Source organism: Rhodobacter sp. SGA-6-6, from assembly GCF_011043545.1.
Lineage (GTDB): Bacteria > Pseudomonadota > Alphaproteobacteria > Rhodobacterales > Rhodobacteraceae > Pseudogemmobacter.
Window position 1 is genome coordinate 1 of sequence record NZ_JAAKGP010000022.1, and the last position, 22,658, is coordinate 22,658.

25 protein-coding genes are annotated in these 22,658 nt (G+C 68.7%); 12 read left to right on the forward strand and 13 right to left on the reverse strand.

Features of this window, described 5'->3' with window-relative positions:
- Positions 1-117: 117 nt before the first annotated feature.
- Complete coding sequence (gene lipA / locus G5B31_RS19935) at positions 118-1,104, reverse strand: lipoyl synthase (RefSeq protein ID WP_165019954.1); 987 nt, start codon at positions 1,102-1,104, stop codon at positions 118-120.
- Positions 1,105-1,198: 94 nt separating this feature from the next.
- Between lipA and G5B31_RS19940 the strand changes: the two genes are divergently transcribed.
- Positions 1,199-1,885 carry an aquaporin gene (locus tag G5B31_RS19940; RefSeq protein ID WP_165019955.1) on the forward strand — a complete coding sequence of 229 codons (687 nt, stop codon included), beginning with the start codon at positions 1,199-1,201 and terminating at the stop codon, positions 1,883-1,885.
- Positions 1,886-1,983: 98 nt separating this feature from the next.
- Positions 1,984-2,586, forward strand: coding sequence for a hypothetical protein (locus G5B31_RS19945; protein ID WP_240904511.1), 603 nt, complete (start codon positions 1,984-1,986; stop codon positions 2,584-2,586).
- Here the strand turns inward: G5B31_RS19945 and G5B31_RS19950 are convergent.
- The gene (locus G5B31_RS19950) at positions 2,583-3,713 is read right to left on the reverse strand and encodes a DUF6456 domain-containing protein (RefSeq protein WP_165019956.1); all 1,131 of its coding nucleotides are present in this window, start codon (positions 3,711-3,713) and stop codon (positions 2,583-2,585) included. The two genes, G5B31_RS19945 and G5B31_RS19950, sit on opposite strands and share 4 nt — an antisense overlap.
- Positions 3,714-3,933: 220 nt before the next feature.
- Here G5B31_RS19950 and G5B31_RS19955 point away from each other — a divergent pair, with 220 nt between their 5' ends.
- A complete protein-coding gene (locus G5B31_RS19955; protein ID WP_165019957.1) occupies positions 3,934-4,215 on the forward strand; it encodes a DUF6477 family protein in 282 nt (93 codons plus the stop codon).
- A gap of 158 nt (positions 4,216-4,373) precedes the next feature.
- Here G5B31_RS19955 and G5B31_RS19960 read toward each other — a convergent pair whose 3' ends face one another.
- Positions 4,374-5,927 carry a trimethylamine methyltransferase family protein gene (locus G5B31_RS19960; protein WP_165019981.1) on the reverse strand — a complete coding sequence of 518 codons (1,554 nt, stop codon included), beginning with the start codon at positions 5,925-5,927 and terminating at the stop codon, positions 4,374-4,376.
- Positions 5,928-6,200: 273 nt separating this feature from the next.
- On the opposite strand from G5B31_RS19960, the gene guaA reads away from it, so the two are divergent.
- A complete protein-coding gene (gene guaA / locus G5B31_RS19965; protein ID WP_165019958.1) occupies positions 6,201-7,760 on the forward strand; it encodes a glutamine-hydrolyzing GMP synthase in 1,560 nt (519 codons plus the stop codon).
- A complete protein-coding gene (locus tag G5B31_RS19970; RefSeq protein ID WP_165019959.1) occupies positions 7,757-8,029 on the forward strand; it encodes a putative quinol monooxygenase in 273 nt (90 codons plus the stop codon). Before guaA ends, G5B31_RS19970 begins: the two co-directional genes overlap by 4 nt.
- A gap of 99 nt (positions 8,030-8,128) precedes the next feature.
- On the opposite strand, the gene G5B31_RS19975 is transcribed toward G5B31_RS19970, so the two are convergent.
- The gene (locus tag G5B31_RS19975) at positions 8,129-8,719 is read right to left on the reverse strand and encodes a nitroreductase family protein (RefSeq protein ID WP_165019960.1); all 591 of its coding nucleotides are present in this window, start codon (positions 8,717-8,719) and stop codon (positions 8,129-8,131) included.
- A gap of 159 nt (positions 8,720-8,878) precedes the next feature.
- On the opposite strand from G5B31_RS19975, the gene G5B31_RS19980 reads away from it, so the two are divergent.
- The 6 genes from G5B31_RS19980 to G5B31_RS20005 all read left to right on the forward strand — a co-directional run bounded on the left by G5B31_RS19980 (position 8,879) and on the right by G5B31_RS20005 (position 14,472).
- Entirely contained in the window at positions 8,879-9,814 is a 936-nt protein-coding gene (locus G5B31_RS19980) for a DMT family transporter (RefSeq protein ID WP_165019961.1), read from the forward strand.
- A gap of 66 nt (positions 9,815-9,880) precedes the next feature.
- Entirely contained in the window at positions 9,881-11,029 is a 1,149-nt protein-coding gene (locus G5B31_RS19985; RefSeq protein ID WP_165019962.1) for an OmpP1/FadL family transporter, read from the forward strand.
- Positions 11,030-11,139: 110 nt separating this feature from the next.
- Positions 11,140-12,018, forward strand: a complete 879-nt coding sequence (locus tag G5B31_RS19990; protein ID WP_165019963.1) for an ATPase — start codon at positions 11,140-11,142, stop codon at positions 12,016-12,018.
- A gap of 15 nt (positions 12,019-12,033) precedes the next feature.
- The gene (gene metA, locus G5B31_RS19995; RefSeq protein ID WP_165019964.1) at positions 12,034-12,978 is read left to right on the forward strand and encodes a homoserine O-succinyltransferase; all 945 of its coding nucleotides are present in this window, start codon (positions 12,034-12,036) and stop codon (positions 12,976-12,978) included.
- 10 nt (positions 12,979-12,988) lie between these two features.
- Positions 12,989-13,861, forward strand: coding sequence for a polyphosphate kinase 2 (gene ppk2, locus G5B31_RS20000; protein ID WP_165019965.1), 873 nt, complete (start codon positions 12,989-12,991; stop codon positions 13,859-13,861).
- Positions 13,858-14,472 carry a TetR/AcrR family transcriptional regulator gene (locus G5B31_RS20005; RefSeq protein ID WP_165019982.1) on the forward strand — a complete coding sequence of 205 codons (615 nt, stop codon included), beginning with the start codon at positions 13,858-13,860 and terminating at the stop codon, positions 14,470-14,472. Before ppk2 ends, G5B31_RS20005 begins: the two co-directional genes overlap by 4 nt.
- 255 nt (positions 14,473-14,727) lie before the next feature.
- Here G5B31_RS20005 and G5B31_RS20010 read toward each other — a convergent pair whose 3' ends face one another.
- From G5B31_RS20010 to G5B31_RS20030, 5 genes are all read right to left on the reverse strand, one after another.
- Entirely contained in the window at positions 14,728-15,801 is a 1,074-nt protein-coding gene (locus tag G5B31_RS20010) for an ABC transporter ATP-binding protein (protein WP_165019966.1), read from the reverse strand.
- 23 nt (positions 15,802-15,824) lie between these two features.
- Positions 15,825-16,634: an ABC transporter permease gene (locus tag G5B31_RS20015; protein ID WP_165019967.1), complete on the reverse strand. Its 810-nt coding sequence runs from the start codon at positions 16,632-16,634 to the stop codon at positions 15,825-15,827.
- Complete coding sequence (locus G5B31_RS20020) at positions 16,631-17,569, reverse strand: ABC transporter permease (RefSeq protein ID WP_165019968.1); 939 nt, start codon at positions 17,567-17,569, stop codon at positions 16,631-16,633. The genes G5B31_RS20015 and G5B31_RS20020 overlap by 4 nt, the downstream gene beginning before the upstream one ends.
- 161 nt (positions 17,570-17,730) lie before the next feature.
- A complete protein-coding gene (locus tag G5B31_RS20025; RefSeq protein WP_165019969.1) occupies positions 17,731-17,988 on the reverse strand; it encodes a hypothetical protein in 258 nt (85 codons plus the stop codon).
- Positions 17,989-18,154: 166 nt separating this feature from the next.
- The gene (locus G5B31_RS20030) at positions 18,155-19,558 is read right to left on the reverse strand and encodes a PLP-dependent aminotransferase family protein (RefSeq protein WP_165019970.1); all 1,404 of its coding nucleotides are present in this window, start codon (positions 19,556-19,558) and stop codon (positions 18,155-18,157) included.
- 86 nt (positions 19,559-19,644) lie between these two features.
- Here G5B31_RS20030 and G5B31_RS20035 point away from each other — a divergent pair, with 86 nt between their 5' ends.
- Complete coding sequence (locus G5B31_RS20035; protein WP_165019971.1) at positions 19,645-19,866, forward strand: DUF1127 domain-containing protein; 222 nt, start codon at positions 19,645-19,647, stop codon at positions 19,864-19,866.
- Between the two features lie 190 nt (positions 19,867-20,056).
- Here G5B31_RS20035 and rpsI read toward each other — a convergent pair whose 3' ends face one another.
- The 4 genes from rpsI to G5B31_RS20055 all read right to left on the reverse strand — a co-directional run bounded on the left by rpsI (position 20,057) and on the right by G5B31_RS20055 (position 22,619).
- On the reverse strand, positions 20,057-20,539 hold the full coding sequence (gene rpsI, locus G5B31_RS20040) for a 30S ribosomal protein S9 (RefSeq protein ID WP_165019972.1): 483 nt from the start codon (positions 20,537-20,539) through the stop codon (positions 20,057-20,059).
- 2 nt (positions 20,540-20,541) lie between these two features.
- The gene (gene rplM / locus G5B31_RS20045; RefSeq protein WP_165019973.1) at positions 20,542-21,006 is read right to left on the reverse strand and encodes a 50S ribosomal protein L13; all 465 of its coding nucleotides are present in this window, start codon (positions 21,004-21,006) and stop codon (positions 20,542-20,544) included.
- A 231-nt stretch (positions 21,007-21,237) separates the two neighbouring features.
- Positions 21,238-22,014: an SseB family protein gene (locus G5B31_RS20050; RefSeq protein ID WP_165019983.1), complete on the reverse strand. Its 777-nt coding sequence runs from the start codon at positions 22,012-22,014 to the stop codon at positions 21,238-21,240.
- Positions 22,015-22,019: 5 nt separating this feature from the next.
- Positions 22,020-22,619 (reverse strand): uracil-DNA glycosylase family protein, encoded by a 600-nt coding sequence (locus G5B31_RS20055; RefSeq protein ID WP_165019974.1) that lies wholly within the window; start codon positions 22,617-22,619, stop codon positions 22,020-22,022.
- Positions 22,620-22,658: the final 39 nt, after the last annotated feature.

The following is a 22,658-nucleotide window of genomic DNA, read 5'->3' on the forward strand; positions in this document are numbered from 1 at the left end:
GGCTCCTCCTCAAGATCTGCCGCGAAAACCCGCTCTCCTAGTCAAGACCCTTCGACGAAAATCAGTGACTTCGAGTTTTCGACGAAAACTCGTAACGATCCTTCGTCGAAGGATCGGTCAGCCGCGGCCGAGTTTCGCCAGCCGGGCCGCCCGCAGCTGCGCGAAATCCTCGCCGGCGTGATAGCTCGACCGGGTCAGCGGCGTGGCCGAGACCATCAGGAAGCCCTTGCCGTAGGCCGCCTTCTCGTAGGACTTGAACTCCTCCGGCGTGACGAAACGGTCGACGCGGTGGTGCTTCGGCGTCGGCTGCAGGTATTGCCCGATGGTCAGGAAATCGACATCCGCGGCGCGCATGTCGTCCATCACCTGCAGCACCGCCTGCCGGTCCTCGCCCAGGCCGACCATGATCCCCGACTTGGTGAACATCGCCGGATCCAGCTCCTTCACCTTCTGCAACAGCCGCAGCGAGTGGAAATAGCGCGCCCCGGGCCGCACCTCGGGGTAAAGCCCCGGCACCGTCTCCAGGTTGTGGTTCAGCACGTCCGGCCGGGCCTCCACCACCACTTCCAGGGCGCCGGGGTCGGATTTCAGGAAATCCGGGATCAGCACCTCGATGGTGGTGCCGGGCGCGCGGTGGCGGATCGCGCGGATGGTCTGGGCGAAATGCGCGGCACCGCCGTCGGCAAGGTCGTCGCGGTCGACGCTGGTGACGACGACATGGTTCAGCTTCAGCTCCGAGACCGCATGGGCCACCCGGCCCGGCTCGAAGGCGTCCAGCGTCTGCGGCTTGCCGGTCGCCACGTTGCAGAAGGTGCAGCCGCGGGTGCAGATCTCGCCCATGATCATCATGGTGGCGTGGCCCGCGCTCCAGCATTCGCCGACGTTGGGGCAGCCCGCCTCCTCGCAGACCGTCACCAGCTTCTTTTCCTTCAGGATGGAGCGGGTGGCCTTGTAGCCCTCGGAGTTGGGCGCGCGGACGCGAATCCAGCTTGGCTTCTTCGGCTGCTCCTGATCGGGCCGGTGGGCCTTCTCGGGATGGCGCTGGTCGGGAAGCTTGAGGTCGCGCACGGTTTTTTCCCCTGCCCTTCGGATACTGCCCCACATAAGGCTTTCCCGCACGCAAGGCAACGCATCCGCACCGCCCGGCCTGCCGCAGGCCCATGCGGCGGATGCAACCTTAACCATTGATGGAGGTATCATGGCCAAGAAATTCATCGCCGAACTGCTCGGCACCGCGATCCTGGTCCTGTTCGGCTGCGGGGCGGCAGTCATCGCCGGGGCGGACGGCACCACCGGCATCGGGCTGACCGGCATCAGCCTGGCCTTCGGCCTGGCCATCGTCGCCGCGGCCTACGGGCTGGGGCCGATCTCGGGCGCGCATCTGAACCCGGCAGTCTCGCTGGGGGCCTTGCTGGGCGGCCGCATCGGCGGCGGCACCTTCGCCGTCTATGCGGCGGCGCAGGTCATCGGAGCAATCCTCGGGGCACTGGTCCTTTACATCATCGCCTCGGGCAGCGCCGGCTGGGACGGCGGTCTCGGCCAGAACGGCTACGGCGCGGGCTACCTGGGCGAATACGGGCTGGCTTCGGCGCTGGTGTTCGAATTCGTGATGACCTTCCTCTTCGTCACCGTGATCCTCGGCGCCACCCAGGCCGGCGCGCCGGCGGCGATGGCCGGGCTGGCGATCGGCCTGACGCTGGCGGCGATCCACCTGGTCGGGATCAAGGTCACCGGCGTCTCGGTGAACCCCGCCCGCTCCATCGGTCCGGCGGTCTTCGTCGGCGGCAAGGCGCTGGCCGACCTCTGGGTCTTCCTCGTCGCGCCGCTGGCCGGGGGGGCGCTGGCGGGGATCGTGCACAAGGCCGGGCTGACCCGCGCCGACTGAGGCAGCGGCCCGCGCAGAACGGCCGGAAGGGGGCGCCCGGGACAGGCGCCCCCTTTTCCGTCGCGCTTGATCCGCATCAAGGCCGCGCGGGGCTTGCCATGGCATCCGGCATCGGCACAACTTCCGGTCCGATGATGGGTCCCTTCGAGCTTTCCCTGGCGATTCTGGCGCTGCTGGTCACGCCGGGGCCGACCAATACGCTGATGTTCCTGGCCGGGGCCGAGCGCGGGCTGGCCCGCGCCCTGCGGCTGATCCCGGCGGAACTGGCGGGCTACCTGCTGACGGTGGTGCCGCTGACGCTGGCCGGCGCCCCGCTGCTGGAGGGGCATCCCGGCGCCCGGGCGGCGCTGGCGCTGGCGGCGGGACTCTGGGTGGCGGTGCTGGCGCTGCGGCTGTGGCGGCTGCCGCGGACCGGCCGGGACGGCCCGGCGATCACCGCCGCGGCCGTCTTCACCACCACGCTGCTGAACCCCAAGGCGCTGATCTTCGGGCTGGTGCTCTTGCCGCATCCCGGGAACGCCGCCCTCAACATCGCCAATTTCGCCGCCCAGGTCGCCGCCGTCGCGCTGCTGTGGCAGGCCGGCGGCGCGGCGCTCGGCCGCGGCACCGGCCCGCGGATGCCGGTGCTGCGCCGCGCCGCCTCGCTCTGGCTGGGCGGGCTGTCGGTGATGCTGGTGCTGCGCAGGGCCGGGCTGGCCTAGCCGATCAGCGGCCCCGACCGGCCGTAAAGCTCGTCGTAGTGCCGGCGCAGCCGCATCAGCGCGATGCGCAGCACGATCTTGCCCGAGCGCGCCGCCCATCCCATCCGCCGCTCCGCCGCCTCGATCCCCTCCAGGAAGCAGCAGACCCGCAGCGCCACGTCGCCGAGCCCCGGGCCGAGGTCGCGCAGCGCCAGCGCCACCCGTTCCCGCGCCCGGCCCGGCCCCTCCGCCAGCCCGTCGCCGCGGAAGGTGCCGCGGTCGCCCCCGGTCAGGAATTTCTCCCAGTTCTGCGCCACCCGCGGCCCCATCTGCGCCAGTTCGAAATCCTCGCGCAGCCGCTCGGCCGCCTCGACCAGCGGCGTTTCCAGGAAGGGCCTGCCGTCCTTGTCGCGCCGCCGCCCCAGCACCGCCACCGGGCTTTCCGCCAGGTTGTAGCGCAGCCGCCGCGGGCCGTCGTCGTCGATCACCTGCCGCTCGCCCCAGACCCGGTGCTGGCCGGCGAAGCCGCCCTGCGCCTCGGCCAGCCCGGGCATCTCGGACGACTGGCGGCGGCGGTCCTCCTCGTCGATCATCCGCTTCAGCGCCATCCGGCCGCCCTGGGTGATCTCGTAGGTCGACACCCGGCCCGGCTTGCGGCACTGGATCCAGTCCTTCAGCGTGAAGGCCTGCGCCACCGCGCGGTCGAGGATGCCGGTGCGGGCCGAGCGGCCGTCGGGGAATTCCCGCATCACCACCGCCTTCTCCATGTCGGCGGCGATGGCCATCACCGCCCCCGGCTCGGCCAGGCGGCGCAGGATGCGGCGGCCTTCGCGCATCAGCGTGGCTTCGTCGGTCAGCCGGGCGGCGGTGCTGCGGATCGGGGCTGTCATGGAAAGCGCATCCTTTCGGTCGGGGTCGGGAAGGGGGATGCCGCGCGACAGGAGGTTCAGCGCCTCGTCCATCAGCGGGTCGTCGCGCCGCAACTCGAAGCGGCGGACCTGGCGCATGACGGTGGAGGCGTTCAGCCCCGCCGCCCGCGCCAGCGCCCGGATCGACACCCCCTGCTCGGTATGGCTCAGGTAGAGCCTCACGCGGTCGGGGAGCCATTCTGGCAGGTCGGCGGGGGCGGGGTTGGACAAGCCGGACATCCTGTAGCTGGGCGGTAGCGGAGCGGGTGCGATCCGTCCTGACCTGGACAAATGCAACCTAAAGGTTAATTGGTTACCTGATGGTTAACTTTCGCGGTGAAGCCGATAATTGTAACCAAATCCTAAACAATCCGGAAACCGCCGTGCGCTGAGAGCGGGCGGGATGCAACGCATGGTTGAGTTGGCGCAGAGTTGCGGGCAGAACAATGGAGGCCCGTGAATGTCCGATTTCCGCAAGACCCTGTCCGAGATGCGCCGCCCCTCGATGCTGATGCGCGCCGCCCGCCTGGGCCTGCCCGACTACCACCGCGGCCGCTGGCTGAAGCGGCTGGCGCCGGGCGAGACCTCGCCCGAACGCATCCTGCCGCAGCTGCTCACGGCGGAGGAGCGGCTGGAAGCGACCCGCCGCCGCGGCGATGCCTGCTATTCCATCGCCCAGCATATCGAGGTGCTGATCGCCCTTCTCGCCGAGGCGAGCCTGTTGCGGCGGGAGGTGGTGTAGCGGATCGGCGGGGTGAACCCCGCCCTACCGCAATCCGGCGGTTGGGCGCCAAATGTAGGGCGGGGTTCACCCCGCCATCCGCCCGAAACAGAAGGCCCGCGCCGGTTCCCCGCGCGGGCCTCCATCGTTTCCATTCCCGAAACCGGCTTCTGCCGATCTCAGATGAAGGCGTCCGGCATTTCCGACTTCCGCCGGGCCACGAAAGCCTCCAGCTCTTCCTTCTTCGCCGGGTCCAGCTCCGGCGCCTGGTAATCCGCCAGCAGCTTCTTCACCCGCAGCGAGGCCAGCGCCTGGGTGTCGCGCGCGCCTTCCTCTTCCCAAGTCTCGTAGGGCTTGTAGTCCAGCAGGTCGGTCCGCCAGAACGCCGACTTGAAGTTCGCCTGGGTATGGGCGCAGCCGAGGTAATGGCCGCCCGGCCCCACCTCGCGGATCGCGTCCATGCCCTGGCCGTTCTCGTCCAGCGAAACGCCCTTGGCCAGGTGGTGCAGCGTGCCCAGCTGGTCGGCGTCCATGACGAATTTCTCGTAGGAGGAGACCAGCCCCCCCTCCAGCCAGCCGCAGGCGTGCAGCATGAAGTTCACGCCGGACAGCAGGCCCATGTTCAGGCTGTTGGCCGATTCATAGGCCGCCTGCGCATCCGGCAGCTTCGAGCCGCAGAAGGCCCCGGCCGAGCGGTAGGGCAGCCCCAGCCGCCGCACCAGCTGGCCGGCGCCATAGGTGATGTGGCTGGCCTCCGGGGTGCCGAAGGTCGGCGCGCCCGAGTTCATGTCGATCGAGGTCACGAAGGCCCCGGCGATCACCGGCGCCCCGGCGCGGACGAGCTGCGAATAGCTGACGCCGGCCAGGATTTCCGCCAGCACCTGGGTCAGCGTCCCCGCCACCGTCACCGGCGCCATCGCGCCGCCGACGATGAAGGGCGAGACGATGGCGGCCTGGTTGGCCTCGGCATAGACCTCCAGCGCGCCCATCATGATGCCGTCGAAGGTCATCGGGCTGTTGATGTTGATCAGGCTGGTCATCACCGTGTTCCGGTCGACGAAATCGTCGCCGAACAGGATCTTCGACATCGCCACCGAATCCGCCGCCCGGCTGGGCTCCGTCACCGAGCCCATGTAGGGCTTGTCCGACAGCGTCATGTGGGCCAGCAGCATGTCGAGGTGGCGCTTGTTCACCGGAACGTCGGTCGGCTCGCAGACCGTGCCGCCGCTGTGATGCAGCCATTTCGACATATAGGCCAGCTTCACGAAGTTGCGGAAATCCTCGATGGTGGCATAGCGGCGGCCGCCTTCGGCATCGCGGACGAAGGGCGGGCCGTAGACCGGCGCCAGCACCAGGTTCCTGCCGCCGATCTCGACGTTGCGCGCCGGGTTGCGGGCGTGCTGGGTGAAAGACTTCGGCGCGGTCGAGACCAGCTTGCGGGCGAGGCCGCGGGGGATATGCACCCGCTCGCCCTTCACGTCGGCGCCGGCGGCCTTCCAGCGCTCCAGCGCCGCCGGGTTCTCGACGAAGTTGACGCCGATCTCCTCCAGCACCGTCTCGGCATTGTGCTCGATGATCTGGAGGGCTTCCTCGTTCAGGATCTCGAAGTTCGGGATGTTGCGCTCGATGAACCGCGCCGTCTCGAAGGAAACAGCGGTGCGTTCCGCCCGCCGCGCGCCCCCGCCGCCGCCGCGTGCCCTGCGCCCCCCGCCCTGTTCCGCAGCCACATCCATGTCGCCCATCTCCGCCTCCAAGCGCGAAATCCTTTGCGCCCTTATGAACCCAATCCGGCAAGGCCCGCCCCCCGTTTCCGTCACCTGCCCGCCAAAAACGACACCGGCCCGGCCCGAAAGCGACCCCATTCTCTGTCCTCAAATATCCCGCGGGGTGCAACCATTGTTTGCGCCATTGGTTCGAGCAACAAATGGTCGCGGGGGGTGCGAAAACCCCGGCTCCGCTGCCGGTCCCCCTCTTGCTAAGCCTTCCCCCGCGCGCTACGCGAGGCCATGACCCAGACCCATGACCGCCTCCTCATCATCGACTTCGGCAGCCAGGTGACGCAGCTGATCGCGCGGCGTCTGCGCGAGCTGAAGGTCTATTGCGAAATCCACCCCTACAACCGCTTGGACGAGGCCTTCCTGAAGGACTTCGCCCCCAAGGCGGTGATCTTCTCGGGCGGTCCGGCCTCGGTCTACTGGGAGAACGCGCCGATGCCGCCCGCAGGGGTGTTCGACCTCGGCGTGCCGATCCTCGGCATCTGCTACGGCCAGCAGGTGATGATGCATTGCCTCGGCGGCCATGTAGAAGGCGGCCACGGCACCGCCGAATTCGGCCGCGCCTTCGTGACGCCGGCCGAGGAGCGGCTGCCGCTGCTGGAGGGCTGGTTCGCCGCCGGCAACGAACAGGTCTGGATGTCGCACGGCGACCATGTGTCGAGGATCGCCCCGGGCTTCCGCGTCTACGGCACCAGCCCCAACGCGCCCTTCGCCATCACCGCCGACCCCGAGCGCAACTTCTACGCCGTGCAGTTCCACCCCGAGGTGCACCACACCCCCAAGGGCGCGAAACTCTACGAGAATTTCGTCCGTCTCGCCGGCTTCAAGGGCGACTGGACCATGGGCGCCTACCGCGAGGAGGCGATCCGCAAGATCCGCGAGCAGGTGGGCGACGCCAAGGTGATCTGCGGCCTGTCCGGCGGCGTCGATTCCTCGGTGGCGGCGGTGCTGATCCACGAAGCCATCGGCGACCAGCTGACCTGCGTCTTCGTCGACCACGGCCTTCTGCGGCTGGGAGAGGCCGAGCAGGTCGTGACCATGTTCCGCGACCATTACAACATGCCGCTGATCCATGCCGACGAGAGCGACCTGTTCCTCGGCGCGCTGGAAGGCGTCTCCGACCCCGAGGTCAAGCGCAAGACCATCGGCAAGCTGTTCATCGACGTGTTCCAGAAACACGCCAACGAAGTTGGCGGGGCGAAGTTCCTGGCCCAAGGCACGCTCTACCCCGACGTGATCGAATCGGTCAGCTTCTCCGGCGGCCCCTCGGTGACGATCAAGAGCCACCATAATGTCGGCGGCCTGCCGGAGAAGATGGGGCTGAAACTGGTGGAACCGCTGCGCGAGCTGTTCAAGGACGAGGTCCGCGCGCTTGGCCGCGAGCTCGGCCTGCCGCCCGCCTTCATCGGCCGCCACCCCTTCCCCGGCCCCGGCCTCGCCATCCGCTGCCCGGGCGAGATCACCCGCGAGAAGCTGGAGATCCTGCGCCGGGCCGATGCGGTCTACATCGACCAGATCAGGAAACACGGTCTCTACGACGAGATCTGGCAGGCCTTCGCCGCCATCCTGCCGATGCGCACCGTGGGGGTGATGGGCGACGGCCGCACCTACGACTACGCGCTGGCGCTGCGGGCGGTGACCAGCGTCGACGGCATGACCGCCGACTACTACCCTTTCAGCCACGACTTCCTGGGCGAGACCGCAACCCGGATCATCAACGAGGTCAAGGGCATCAACCGCGTCTTCTACGACTGCACCTCGAAGCCGCCGGGGACCATCGAACTCGAATGATCACCCTGACCGGACGTCTGATCTGCGCCGATGCGGCGGAGGCGGGGATCGTCCGCGCGCATCTGCCCGAGCATCTCCGCCTGACCCGGGAAGAGCCGGGCTGCCTGTCCTTCTCGGTGCGGCCGACGGACGATCCTCTGGTCTGGCAGGTGGAGGAAAGTTTCGCCGACCGCGAAGCCTTCGCGGCGCATCAGGCGCGGACGAGGGCGAGCGCCTGGCACCGGGCCACGGCGCAGGTGAAGCGCGATTATCGCATTTCGGGGCTTTAGCCGGGGCGCCCCTTCGGCACCCCGGTTTCCGCGCGGAAACCGGACCGAAATCCGCGCGGATTTCGGGGCGGAGTTCGCGCGAACTCCGCTTCCCCGGGATCAGAACCGCCCGTGGAAGGCGATCTCCTCCAGCGCCAGCCGCGGGCTGGGGACCTCGCGCGCCCGCAGCGGCTCGGGCAGGCTTTCCGGCTGGCCGGGATGGCCGACCGCCACCACCGCCTGCAGGCTGTGCCCCTCGGGCAGGCCGAGCGCGGCGGCAAGCGCCGTGGCGTCGAAGCCGCCCATGGCATGGGCCGCCAGCCCGTCCCGCGCCGCCTGCAGGGCCAGGCTCATCCAGGCCGCGCCGCTGTCGAAGGCGGCCCAACGGTTGTCGGCCTCCGCCCCGTCGCGGCCGGTCATCCGGTCCTTCGAGGCCACCACGATCAGCGCCGCCGCCTTCTCGGCCCATTCGCGGTTGAAGGGCACCAGCCCGTCGAGGATCGCCCGGAACCCCGGCTCGCCGCGCAGCGCCCAGACCAGCCGCCAGGGCTGGTGGTTCGCGGCCGAGGGCGCCCAGCGGGCGGCCTCCAGCAGCACCTTGACCTGCCCCTCGGTCAGCGCGGCGTCGGAGAAGGCCCGCGGCGACCAGCGCGCCGGGAACAGCGGATCGACGGGATGGCCGGGCTGGCGGATGGGGGTCTGCAGCGTCATGGGCGGGCCTTTGCGTTGAAGTCTGACGCCGCAAATGGCCCCTGTCCCCGGCGCGGGCAAGGCCCCGCGGCGCAGGGGCGGTGTTCGCGGCTGCACAGCGAGCGAACGGGCGCCCTGCCCCACTGGACAATCCCGCCGGGCCGCGGTGAAGATCGGCGGATGACCGCGCCCTACCGCCCCCTGACCGCCGCCCTGTGGATGACCGGCTCCATCGCCGCCTTCACCGCCATGGCCATCGCCACGCGGGCGATCAAGGCGCAGCACGACACGTTCGAGATTCTCGCCTGGCGCTCGCTGATCGGCGTGGTGCTGGTGCTGGCGCTGGCCGCCGGCTCGGGACGGCTGGGCCGGATCACCGCGCGGCGGCTGCCGAGCCATACCTTACGCAACATCGTGCATTTCACCGGCCAGTCGCTGTGGTTCTGGGCGCTGACCCAGATCCCGCTGGCGCAGGTCTTCGCGCTGGAGTTCACCTCGCCACTCTGGGTGATCCTGCTGGCGCCGCTGTTCCTGGGCGAGACCCAGACCCGCGCCCGGCTCCTGGCCGCGGCCATCGGCTTCTCCGGCATCCTGCTGGTCGCCAACCCCGACTTCGGCCATGTCGAGCCCGGCGTGCTGGCCGCCGCCGCCAGCGCCGTCTTCTTCGCCCTGTCGATGATGCTGACCAAATGGCTGACCCGCGGCGAGGACATCCTCGCCATCCTGTTCTGGATGTGCCTGATCCAGACCGGCTTCGGCTTCGCGCTGGCCGGGGCGGACGGGATGCCGGCCCTGCCGACGCAGTCCACCCTGCCCTGGCTGGCGCTGATCGGGCTGGCGGGGGTGACGGCGCATCTCTGCCTGACCCGGGCGCTGCAGCTGGCGCCGGCCTCCTTCGTCGGACCCATCGACTTCGCCCGCCTACCGCTGATCGCCCTGATCGGCGCCGCCTTCTACGACGAGCCGCTGACCCTGGCGCTGGTCGCGGGCGCGGCGCTGATCCTGGCCGCCAACTGGCTGTCGATCCGGTCGGAATCGCGCCGGGCCGCGCGGGCCGGGGCTCTGGCCGCGGGGCCACAGGCGCCCCCTCACGAAGCCGTGACGCGGCGTCATTGATTGACCCGTTTTGCCGCAGCCCCTAGCCTGATTTGCAGGGGAAATCCTTCACGAGGGATGAGGACAATGAAACGCATTCTGACGACGACCGCGGCCTTCGGCCTTGCGGCGGGCATGGCGCAGGCGGGCGGGGTGGATCGGTCGGGCCAGGGCATCGGAATCATTTTCGAGCAGGGCAATTATGCCGAGTTGAGCTTCGGGATGATCAATCCCGATGTCAGCGGCACGGATGTCGCCGGCTTCGATACCCAGAGTGTCGCCGGCAACCACACCCTGCCGGGGATCGCCTTCAAATACGACCTCAGCGACCAGTTCTCCGTCGCGCTGATCTACGGCCAGGATTACGGCGCGGACGTCTACTACCCGACCGCGGCTGCCGGCGGGTCCCCGGTTCTTGGCGGCACCTCTGCCGTCCTCGATTCCGATGTGGTGACTGGCATCCTGCGCTACAAGTTCAACGACAATTTCTCGGTCCACGGCGGTGTCCGCGCCTCGAAAGCTTCGGGCGAGGTCACGCTTGCCGGCTTGGCCTATGATCCGCCGGGCCCGGTAAACCTCAGCGGTTACAACGTGACCTTCGACGACGCCTGGGGCACGGGCTATCTCGTCGGCGGCGCCTATGAGCGGCCCGAGATCGCGCTGCGCGTCGCTCTGACCTATTTCTCCAAGGTCACGCACGACCTCGACACCGCCGAGACCTTTGCCAGCGCGCTTCCGGGGGTTCCGGCAGGCGTTGCTCTGCCCTCGGTTACCTCGGTCGATACGCCGCAGGCGGTGAACCTCGATTTCCAGAGCGGCGTCGCTGCGAACACGCTGGCCTTCGGCTCGATCCGCTGGGTGGACTGGTCCAGTTTCCAGATCGACCCGCAGGTCTTCACCGCGGCCACCGGCGGCGGCCTCGTCTCTCTGGAAGACACCACCACCTATACCCTCGGCGTGGGCCGCAAGTTCAACGACAACTGGTCGGGCTCGATCTTCGCCACCTATGAGCCCAAGGGCGACCCGCTGGTCTCGCCGCTGGCTCCGACCAACGGCTACAAGGGGATCGGCGTGGGCGTGGTCTACACCCAGGAAAAGATGAAGATCACGATGGGCGCCCGGTATCTCGACCTAGGGGATGCGCAGCCCGAGACCGGCACCCCCGACACGGCGCGCGCCAACATGACCGGCAACCACGCCATCGCCGTCGGCGTGAAAGTCGGTTTCAACTTCTGATCCCCTGCCCGGCGCTACAGGACCCCCCGCCCCTTCCCGGGCGGGGTTTTCCATTGCCCCTCCTCCGGCCCGGCGTTAACACCGGAACCGCCAGCACGAAGGGTCGCCCGATGATCTACCCCACCGCCGACGCCTACCGCAGCGCCAGCCACAAGCGCGTCATGCTGTTCGGCATGTCCGGCCTCGGCAAGACCCATCTGTCCAACCTTTTGCGCGACGCGCCGCGGGCCAAGGGCGGCGGCTGGTTCCATTACTCGGTCGATTACCGCATCGGCACCCGCTACATGGGCGAATACATCGCCGACATGTTCAAGCGCGAGGCGATGAAGAACCCGCTTCTGCGCGAGCTGCTGCTGTCGGACTCGGTCTACATCGCCTCCAACATCACCTTCGACAATCTCGCGCCGCTTTCCACCTACCTCGGCAAGCCCGGCGATGCCGCCAAGGGCGGGCTGCCCTTCGCCGAATACGTCAAGCGGCAGGAGCAGCACCGCGAGGCCGAGATCGCCGCCACCCTCGACGCCGCCCGCTTCATCGAACGGGCCGAGGACATCTACGGCTACCGCGACTTCATCTGCGACACCTCCGGCTCGATCTGCGAGGTGGTGGAGGCCGGGGACCCCGACGATCCGGTGATGAAGCAGTTGGCCGGCACACTGCTGCTGGTCTGGATCAAGGGCTCCGAGGATCACCGGGACGAACTGGTCCGCCGCTTCGACCGCGCGCCGAAGCCGATCTACTACCGGCCCGACTTCCTGGCCGACCTCTGGTCGGAATACCTGGCGCAGGAGGGCAAGCCGGCGGAAGCCGTCGATCCCGACGCCTTCCTCCGCTTCGGCTATGCCCGCCTGCTGGACCACCGCCAGCCGCGCTACGAGGCGATGGCCCGCTGGGGCGTCACCGTCACCGCCGAGGAAGTGGCCGATGTCCGCACCCCCCCCGATTTCGACCGGCTGATCGCCCGCGCCATCGACCGGCGCGAACCCTGACCCGAGAGGACTGAAATGCCCATCACCCTGCCCGAAACCCTGCCCGCCTTCGACGTGCTGCGGTCCGAGGGCGTCATGGTGATGTCGCCCGCCCGCGCCGCGCATCAGGACATCCGCCCCCTGCGGATCGGCCTTCTCAACCTGATGCCGAAGAAGATCCAGACCGAGAACCAGTTCGCCCGGCTGATCGGCGCCACGCCGCTGCAGATCGACTTCCAGCTGATCCGCATGACCGAGCACCAGACCCGCAACACCGCTGCCGCGCATATGGAAACCTTCTACCGCCCCTTCGCCGAAGTGGCGGCCTCGGGCGAGAAATTCGACGGGCTGATCATCACCGGCGCACCCATCGAGCACCTGCCCTTCGAGGAGGTCACCTATTGGGACGAGCTGTGCCAGGTGATGGACTGGACCCAGAGCCACGTCCATTCCACCTTCGGCGTCTGCTGGGGCGGCATGGCGATGATCAACCACTTCCACGGCGTCAGGAAGCACATGCTGCAGGCCAAGGCCTTCGGCTGCTTCCGGCACCGGAACCTCGCCCCCACCTCGCCCTTCCTGCGCGGCTTCTCCGACGATTTCGTCATCCCGGTCAGCCGCTGGACCGAGATGCGGCAGGAGGAAATCAACGCCGCCCCCGGCCTGCGCACCCTGCTGGGGTCCGACGAGGTCGGCCCCTGCCTGGTCGAGGATCAGGGCCATCGCGCGCTCTACATCTTCAACCATTTCGAATACGACAGCGACACGCTGAAACAGGAATACGACCGCGACGTCGCCAACGGCACCCCGATCAACGTGCCGCAGAACTACTACCCCGAGGATGATCCCGCGCAGCCGCCGCTGAACCGCTGGCGCAGCCACGCCCATCTGCTCTACGGCAACTGGATCAACGAGATCTACCAGACCACGCCCTTCGACCTTGCCAGGATCGGCAGCGCGGAGATACTGGCCGCCAAGTGAGGAGACAGCCATGGACCTTCCCTTCGACGGCGCGATCAGCCGCTATTTCCGCGACGGGGCGCCGAAGGCGCTGCGCAAGGCGATCGAGAAGGATGACGGCAACGACATCCTGACCAGGTCCTATCCCTACCGCGAGGAGATGAAGGGCAAGGACTACGACGCCCATATGGAGCGGCTGCAGATCGAGCTGGTGAAGATGCAGGCCGACGTGAAGGCCACCGGCAAGCGGCTGGTGGTGGTGTTCGAGGGCCGCGACGCCGCCGGCAAGGGCGGCACCATCGACCGCATCCGCGAGAACCTGAACCCCCGCGTCGCCTATGTGGTCGCCCTGCCCAAGCCCTCGGAACGCGAGGCCAAGCAGTGGTATTTCCAGCGCTACATCGACTGGCTGCCGGCGGCGGGCGAGATCGCGCTGTTCGACCGCAGCTGGTATAACCGCGCCATCGTCGAGCATGTCTTCGGCTTCTGCACCCCCGCCGAGCGCGAGAAGTTCTTCCGCCAGCTGCCCGAGTTCGAGGAGATGATCGTCGACGAGGGCATCACCCTGGTGAAGATCTGGCTGGAGGTCGGCCGGGCCGAGCAGCTGAAGCGCTTCCTCGACCGCGAGAAGGACCCGCTGAAACAGTGGAAGCTGTCGCCCATCGACATCGAGGGGCTGGCGAAATGGGACGACTACTGCGCCGCCATCGACGAGACCATGCAGCGCAGCCAGTTCGAGCGCGCGCCCTGGACCGTGATCCTGTCCGACGACAAGAAACGCGCCCGCATCGCCGCGGCGCAGGTGGTGCTGTCGGCGGTGGACTACAAGGGCAAGGATGCCGCGGCCATCGGCGGGATCGACGACAAGATCTGCGGCGGCCCCGGGCTCAGGCCGAAGGACTGATGAAACGCGGCTACCACCACGGCAACCTGCGCCAGGCGCTGGTCGAGGCGGCGCTGGCGCTGATCGCCGAGAAGGGCCCGCAGGGCTTCACCCTGTCCGAGGCGGCGAAGGCGGCGGACGTGACCCCGGCCGCGGTCTACCGCCATTTCGCCGGTCGCGACGATTTGCTGGCCGAGGTGGCGCGGCAGGGCTTCGACATCTTCGCCGCGCTGATGGAATATGCCTGGGCCGAGGGCCAGCCGACCGCGCTTGCCGCCTTCGAGGCGACGGGGCGGGCCTACCTGGCCTTCGCCCGCAAGTATCCCGGCCATTACCAGGCGATGTTCGAAAGCGGGCTGCATCCCGCCGCCCATCCCGACCTGGCTCAGGTCTCGGCCAAGGCCCGCGCGGTGATGGAGCGGGCGGCGCAGGCGATCACCACCGGCCTGCCCGAGGGGCGGCGCCCGCCGGCCAGCATGGTCTCGGCCCATGTCTCGGCGCTGAGCCACGGCGTGGTGGAGCTTTACCTGCGCGGCAACGGCGGCGGCTCCCCTTTCCCGCCGGAACAGCTGCTGGAGGCCGCGACCGGCATCTACCTGCGCGGCCTCGGCCTGCTGCCGCCGGATCGGTGAAGCAAAGGCGTGGCTGCCGCCGCATTCCGTTTGGTTGCGGCTGGCGGGGTCTCCTTGCAACTGCTGTCGGCTGATGGGGGCGCTTCGCCCCCCAAACCCCCCGAGGATATTTTCAGACAGGTGAATGGGAAGAAGAACACTTCACCCATTCACCTGTCGATAAATATCCCCGCCGGAGGCAAGCCGAGCCGGTTGCGCGCTTGCGCGCAGAGGCGAGACAAAGGCTTGCGCCGCAAGGCGCGCGATTTGCCGACCTCAGCGGAACAGGACCAGCGCGTCCGGGCTCCAGGCCACCTGCACCTTCGAGCCGACATCCAGGATCGGCCGGCCCGGCACGTTGCGCATCGAAAGCCGCACCTCGACATCGGTGCCGCCCAGGTAGACGTCGTAATAGGTCATGTCGCCGAAATAGATCACCTCGTCGACCACGCCCTCGGTCGCCCGGTCGCTGGCCTGCTGGCCGTCGTAGAGCAGCGTCAACGTCTCGGGACGCAGGCCGACCACCGGGGTCTCGCCGCGGGCGGGCGGGGCCTGGGTCCCGTCCAGCGTGACCCGGCCGAGGCCCTTGGCCTCCACCTCGACCTTGCCGCCGGCTTCGGACAGGATCTCGCAGGGGACGAAGTTCATCGTGCCGATGAAATCCGCCACCTTCTTGCTGTTCGGCCGGCGATAGAGCGTTTCCGGGTCGGCCAGCTGGGCGATCTCGCCCTCGAACATCACCGCGATGCGGTCGGACATCACCAGCGCCTCTTCCTGGTCATGCGTCACCAGGATGAAGGTGATGCCGACCTGCCGTTGCAGCTTGATCAGCTCGACCTGCATATGCTCGCGCATCTTCTTGTCCAGGGCGCTGAGCGGCTCGTCCAAGAGCAGCACCTTCGGCTTCAGGATCAGCGCCCGCGCCAGCGCCACCCGCTGACGCTGCCCGCCCGAGAGCGCATGGGCGGCGCGGCCGCCGTAGCCCTTCAGGCCGACCATCTCCAGCGCCTCTTCCACCGCCTTCGCCTTCTCGGGCTTCGACCGCGGGTCCTTGCGCAGGCCGAAGCCGACGTTCTCGGCCACCGACATGTGGGGGAAGATCGCGTAGCTCTGGAACACCATGTTGGTGGGCCGCACGTTCGCCGGCACCCCCTGCATCGACTTGCCGTCGATCAGCACCGCACCCGAGGAGATGTCCTCGAACCCGGCGATGGTGCGCAAAAGCGTGGTCTTGCCGCAGCCCGACGGCCCCAGCAGCGAGAAGAATTCCCCCGCCCGGATGGTGCCGTTGATGCCGCGCAGGGCGTGATAGTCGCCGTAATATTTGTGGACATCCCGGAATTCGATCATCACGGGCTTTTCTTCGGGCGTGGTCACAGGAATCCTCCGGTATCCTTGCCGCCCGCCTTGGCGACGCCGCGGCGGCGGAAATATTCGGCGATGGTCAGAAGCAGGATCGAGAAGGCCACCAGCATCGTCCCGAGCGCCAGAACCGGAGGCACGGTGGACGGGAAGCGGAAGGCGGTGAAGACGAAGACCGACAGCACCGGCTCGCCGCCGCCGAGGAAGTTGGCGATGATGAATTCGTCGATCGAGATGGTGAAGGTGATCAGGAAGCTGGCCAGGATGCCGGGCATCACCAAGGGCAGCACGATCAGGCGGAAGGTGCTCCACCCGGTCTCGCCGAGGTCGAGCGCGGCTTCCTCCAGCGACTTGTCCAAGGACTGGAATGCCGAGGACAGGATCGCCACCGCGAAGGGCATGGCGATCAGCACATGGCCGAGGATGATGGTGAAGAGCGACAGCTTGATCCCCGCCGCCAGCAGCAGCACCAGAAGCGCCATGGCGACGATCATCTCGGGCAGCACCAGCGGCACCATGATCGAGCCCATGACGATGCCCTTGCCCGGCCAGCTGTAGCGCACCGCCGACCGCGCGGCGAGGATGCCGAGCGTGGTGGCCAGCGTCGCGGTGGACAGCGACACGATCAGGCTGTTGACCAGCGCCTTCCTCAGGTTGGCATCTGCCAGCATCTGGCCGAACCACTTGGTGGTGAAGCCCGACAGCGGAAAGGCCACCGTGGTCGCGTCGTTGAAGGCGAAGAGCGGCAGGATGATGATCGGCCCGTAAAGGACCAGAAGGTAGATGACCGTATAGGTGCGAAGGCCCAGACCCTGCTTCATTTCCGGCCCCCCAGGAAGCGGCGGTTCGCCAGCACGAAGAGCGTGGCGACCACCGCCACGATCAGCATCGAGCTGACCGCCAGCGTCGACCCCATCGCCTGATTGCGCAGCTTCCACATCTGCGTCTCGATGAAATTGGCGATCATCGGCACCTTGCCCGAGCCGATCAGTTCCGGCGTCACGTAGTCGCCCACCGTCGGGATGAAGACGATCAGCACCGCCGCCACCACGCCCGCCATCGACAAGGGCAGCGTCACCCGCAGGAAGGTGGTCCAGCGGGATTCGCCGAGGTCCTGCCCGGCCTCCAGCAGCGAGCGGTCCACCTTCTCCAGGCTGACGAAGATCGGCAGCACCGCGAAGGGGGCATAGGCATGGCTGAGGGTGATGACGATCGCCAGCGTGCCGTATTGCAGCAGGTTCAGCGGCTGGTCGATGATCCCCACCGCGCCGAGTGCTGCATCCACCGCGCCGTCATAGCCGAGGATGGTGCGCCACAGCGCCACCCGGATCACATAGCTGGTCCAGAACGGGATGGTGATCAGGAACAGCCAGAGCGATTTCTTCGACGGATGGACGTGGAAGCTGACGTAATAGGCCACCGGATAGGCCAGGAGCACCGTGGTCAGCGTCACCAGCGCGGCCACCAGCAGCGACCGCCCCATCGCGGTGGCGGTGGCCTGGGCCATCCGCACGTCGGTCGAGGAACAGGTGTCGCTGGCCGACCAGCAGAACAGCTTGGCATAGTTCGACAGGGTGAAGTGAAGGTCCTGCCCCTCCTGCAGGGGCAGGCTGACCTTGGCCCCGCCCTCCAGCCCTGCAAAGGACAGGCCGAAGACCAGCAGCAGCGGCGCCGCCAGCATCAACAGCACATAGATCGCCGGCGGTGAGACCAGCGTCCAGCCGGCCTTCGCCTCGGCGGAAGGAGTGTTCCCCATTGGCCCCCCTGTGGTGCGGCAGTCTCTGCCTTGGTGTTTGATCAAATCCTGAACGGGGAATCGCCGGATTTCAAGTCGGCATTTTCGCCGGGGCGGCCCCGGCATGGAAAAAGGCGGCCCATTCCGGCCGCCTCCGGGGGCTGCGCCGGAAAAACCGGCGGTCAGCCGGCGATCTTCTCGATGGCGATGGCGCGCTTCTTCAGCTCGTCATAAAGCGTCGGCACGATCTTCTGCGCCCCCACCGCCACCCGCAGCGCGTCCGAGATCCGGGCCTCGGCCCCGGCGCCATCGGCCACGCGCCAGATCATCCGGCGGTGCACGCCGTCGTCGTAGACGATCTCGGTCGTGCCGGCGCGCTTGCGCCAGCCCAGGAAATCGGCGCCGCCATGCGGGGCGTGGAAAGAGGTCTGCTGTCCCATTTTCGGGTCTCGTTCTTGCTGCTTGCCTGCGGGCGAATCTGCCCTGCCCGCCCGGCGGGCGTCAACGGCAAGCCTTTGCAAATCCATGTGAACCCGCGGCGCTTGAGTCAATTCCGCCACAATGCCCCGCGGCGCCGGCACAATCCTGCGACAATCCGCGTCCCGCTCAGGCCGCCAGATCCGAGGGCGGGTTGCGCAGCAGCCGGGCGAGGCAATCCAGCGCCGCGTCGAAATCCGCCCGCGGCAGGTTGCCGGCGATGGCCAGCCGCACCGCATTGGGCGCCCGCCCGCCGATCAGCGCGTATTCGTCGGCCGGGCGGACCAGCACCCCCTCGGCCTCGGCCATGCGGGTGAAGGCGCTGGCCCGCCAGCCGAGCGGCATCCGCAGCCAGACGAAGGGCACGCCGGGCTGCCAGGCCAGGTCGAAGGCGCCCAGCCTGTTGACCATCGTCTGCAGCCGCTCGGCGAATTCCGCCTGCACCCGCGACCGGATCGCCGCCGCCGCGCCGCTGGCGAAAAGGCGGTGGCACATTTCGGCCACCGGGCGGGACAGCGCGTAGAAGGAATGCTGCGCCGCCAGCCGCCCGGCCTCGCCCATCCCGGCCGGGCAGGCGACATAGCCGAAGCGCAGCGCCGCCGAGACGGTCTTCGACAGGCTGCCGATCAGCCAGACCCGCTCGGGCGCCAGCGCCCGCATCGAGGGAATGTTGCTCTCGGCCACCGAATAGCAGTCGTCCTCGATGATCTGCAGGTCGAAGGCGCGGGCGATGCCGGCGATGGCCAGGCGGCGGTCCAGCGGCATCCGGCCGGTGGTGGGGTTCTGCGCCTCGGTGGTCAGGCACAGCACCTGCGCCGGGTGGCGGCGGCAGGCGGCCTCCAGCGACTCGGGGACGACACCGTGGTCGTCGATCTCCACCGCCACCACCTCGGCCCGGGCGGCGCGGGCGGCGTAGCGGAAGCCCGGGTAGGCCAGTTCCTCGATCAGCACCGCCGGGCGTTCGCCGCGCAGGCAGCAGTCGAGGATCAGGCCGATGGCGTTCTGCCCGCCGTTCGACAGCGCGATGTCCTCGGCCGAGATCGGGCCGAGCACGCGGTCGCCCAGCCATTTCACCACCTCGGCCCGCAAGGGGGCCTCGGCGCGCTGGCTGGTATAGTCCAGCCAGCCGGTGGAGACGCCCTCGGCCATGGCGATCAGCGCCGCGCGGAAGGCCTCGGCCTGTCCCACCTCGGGCACCTGCGGCGGGCGCAGGTCGACAAGGCCGGTGCTGCCGCCGGTGACCCGCTCCAGATACAGGGGCTGCGTCGGCCCCAGCCGCGGCGATTGTGCCGCGACAAAGGTCCCCCGCCCCACCGTCGCTGCCAGCAGCCCCTCCTGCGTCGCCAGCTGATAGGCCCGCGCCACCGTTCCGGGGGTCAGCTGCAGCCGCCAGGCGAGGTCGCGCACCGTCGGCAGCTGGCTTCCGGCCGGCAATTCGCCCGACCGGATGGCGTCGCGCAGCGCCCGGCTGAGGCCGAGATACTTCGGGCCGGGATATTGAGTCAGGTCGGGCTGCCAAGTTGTATCAGTCACAATGTATCTCTGGCGACTCATTGAGAGGGATTGATATGATACATTTACCGGATCGGACGAATTGTATCAACACAAAGGAGCGGCCCATGCCGCGCACAGCTTCCACCGCCCTCGCCCTGCCGTCTCCCGCCGCGCTGCCGCCGCTGCCGCGCCTGCTGGTCTCCGCCGCCCTGGTGCTGGCCCGCTGGGAAGACCGCCGCCGCTCGCGCCTGGCGCTGGAGCGGCTGACGCCGCAGCAGCTGCGCGACATCGGCCTGACCCCGGGCGCCGCCGAGGCCGAAGCCGCAAGGCCGTTCTGGCGCGGCTGATCCAACCGAATTCCTTCCCCTGAGGAACTGGGGCCGGGCAACCGGCCCTTCTTTTTTGCCCGCCGCTCGTCGATGGTCTTCGACCTCTCCTCGCTGCCGCCTGCGACGAGCAGTCGAAGACGGACGAGGAGCCATCCAAAGCAAAAGGCCCGCGCAGAGCACGGGCCTTTTCCATTCCGGTGAACAGCGCTCAGCGCTTGGAGAACTGGAAGCTGCGGCGGGCTTTGGCCTTGCCGTATTTCTTCCGTTCCACCGTGCGGCTGTCGCGGGTCAGGAAGCCCGCCGCCTTCAGCGCGCCGCGCAGCGAAGGTTCGTAAAGCTGCAGCGCCTTGGAGATGCCGTGCTTCACCGCACCGGCCTGGCCCGAGAGCCCGCCGCCGGCGACGGTGGCGTAGACGTCGAACTGGCCTTCGACATTGGCGATGGTGAAGGGCTGCTTCAGGATCATCTGCAGCACCGGGCGGGCGAAGTAGACGGCCATTTCCTTGCCGTTCACCACGACCTTGCCCGAACCGGGCTTGACCCAGACGCGGGCGACCGCGTCCTTGCGCTTGCCGGTGGCATAGGAACGGCCCAGCTTGTCGCGGACGGGCGCGCGGGGCGCGGCCTCGGCAGCGGGGGTGGCGGTGCCGACGGCGGCCTTCAGGTCGTCAAGGGACTTGATGTCGGACATGATCAGGCGCTCCGGCTGTTCTTCGGGTTCATGGACTTCACGTCCAGAACGGTGGGCTGCTGCGCCTCGTGCGGATGCGCGGCCCCGGCGTAGACGCGGAGGTTGGTCATCTGCTGGCGGCCGAGCCGGTTGCGGGTGATCATCCGCTCGACGGCCTTTTCCACCACGCGCTCGGGGTGGTTGCCTTCCAGCACCTGCCGCGCGGTGCGGCTCTTGATGCCGCCCGGATGGCCGGTGTGCCAGTAATACACCTTGTCGTCGCGCTTGTTGCCGGTCATCTGCACCTTGTCGGCGTTGATGACGATGACATTGTCGCCCATGTCCATGTGGGGGGTGAAGGTCGGCTTGTTCTTGCCGCGCAGGATGTTGGCGACGATCGTGGCGAGGCGGCCCAGAACGACGCCCTCGGCGTCGATCAGGATCCACTTCTTCTCGATGTCCGCCGGAGTAGCGGTGAAGGTCTTCATCGTGGTTCCCAACGAAAAGGGGGCACCAAGGCCCCCGGCAATTCGGATGCGGGCTTATCGCCGAAGGGGTGCGCCGGGTCAATATGGTCCGGCAAGATTTATCCAACCCGTTTCAATCACTTACAAGAACGGTAAAATGATACCCCATTCATCTGTCCATTAATATCCCGGGGGTCGCCAGTGGTGCGCCATTGGTTCGAGAACCACTGGCGACGGGGCTGGCCCCCGCTGCTACCGCAGCCGCGGGGGCTTCGCCGGGTCCAGTCCGGGCCCGGCAGGCTCCGCCTTCTCCTCCTCCGGCGGCGTCAGGTCGAAGCGCAGCCCCGCCCGCACCATCGCTTCCGCCGCAGGATCGCCCGGGCTGAGGAACACCACGTCCAGTTCCCCCGCCTCGACGCCCGAGAACACCAGCGCCTCGCGCACCGCCCGGGCCAGCGCCGCCTCGGCCGCTTCCGCCGCGCCGAGGAAGGCCAGCACATGCCCCTGCCGTCCGCCGTCGTAGACCACGCCGCAGAGCACTGCCGCCGCGGCCAGCCCGCCGGCGCGGGCCAGCTTGGCGTCCAGCCCGGCCAGCACCGCCTGCGGCACCGAGGGCGCAAGGAAGCGCTGCGGCCGCGCCTCGGCCTCTTCCGGCCCGCCCTCCAGCGTGCCGGCCAGCCAGTCCAGCGCCTCCGCCGGCAGCAGCATCTCCGAGGGCGCGACGCCGAGGTTCACCCCCAGCCCGATCCCCTGCCCCTTCAGCATCGCCGCCAGCACCCGGCCCGGCAGCGCGGCATAGGGGGCGATGCCGCCGGAGAACTCCGCCAGCCGCTCCTCGCGGTCGAAGACCAGCACCACCGGCCCGCTGTCCAGGTCGAAGACCTTCGGGTCCAGCACCCCGCCCTCGGCCTCGCGCTCCAGCAGCAGGAACAGCTCGCCGTCCGCCAGCCGCTCGTAGAAGCGCAGGCGCGCGGTCTCGCTTTCGGGATCGGCCGAGACGGCGGCATGGGCCGCGTCCAGCAGGGTCACAACGCTCATTCCATCTCCATCACCGCGCGCACCCGCGCCCGCAATTCGGGCAGCAGCTCGGCCTCGAACCAGGGGTGGCGCTTCAGCCATGCCGTATTCCGCCAGGACGGGTGCGGCAAGGGGAAGACCCCGCGCTCCAGCGCCGCACGCCAGCCGGCCACCTGCTCCGTAACCGGCCCCTTGCCCAGATGCCAGCGCAGGGCCGCGCCGCCGACCGCCAGCACCAGCCGGACCTTCGGCAGCGCCGCCATCACCTGCCCCCGCCATGTCGCGGCGCACAAGGGCGGCGGCGGCAGGTCCGATCCCTTGGCGTCGTAGCCCGGGAAGCAGAAGGCCATCGGCACCACCGCCACGCGGCCGAGGTCGTAGAACTCCTCGGCCGACAGCCCGGTCCAGTCGCGCAGGCGGTCGCCCGAGGGGTCGGTGAAGGGCCTGCCCGAGGCATGGACCCGCGCCCCCGGCGCCTGGCCTGCGATCAGCAGCCTCGCCGAGGGGCGGAACCAGACCACCGGCCGCGGGACATGCGCCGTGGCGGTCGCCGCGAAGCGCGCCGTGCACAGACGGCATCCCTCGATCCCGGCCCGCAGATCCGCCGCTTCCGGCATCCTTCCCCACCCCGGCGCTTGCCGCATCCCCGCCGCCGC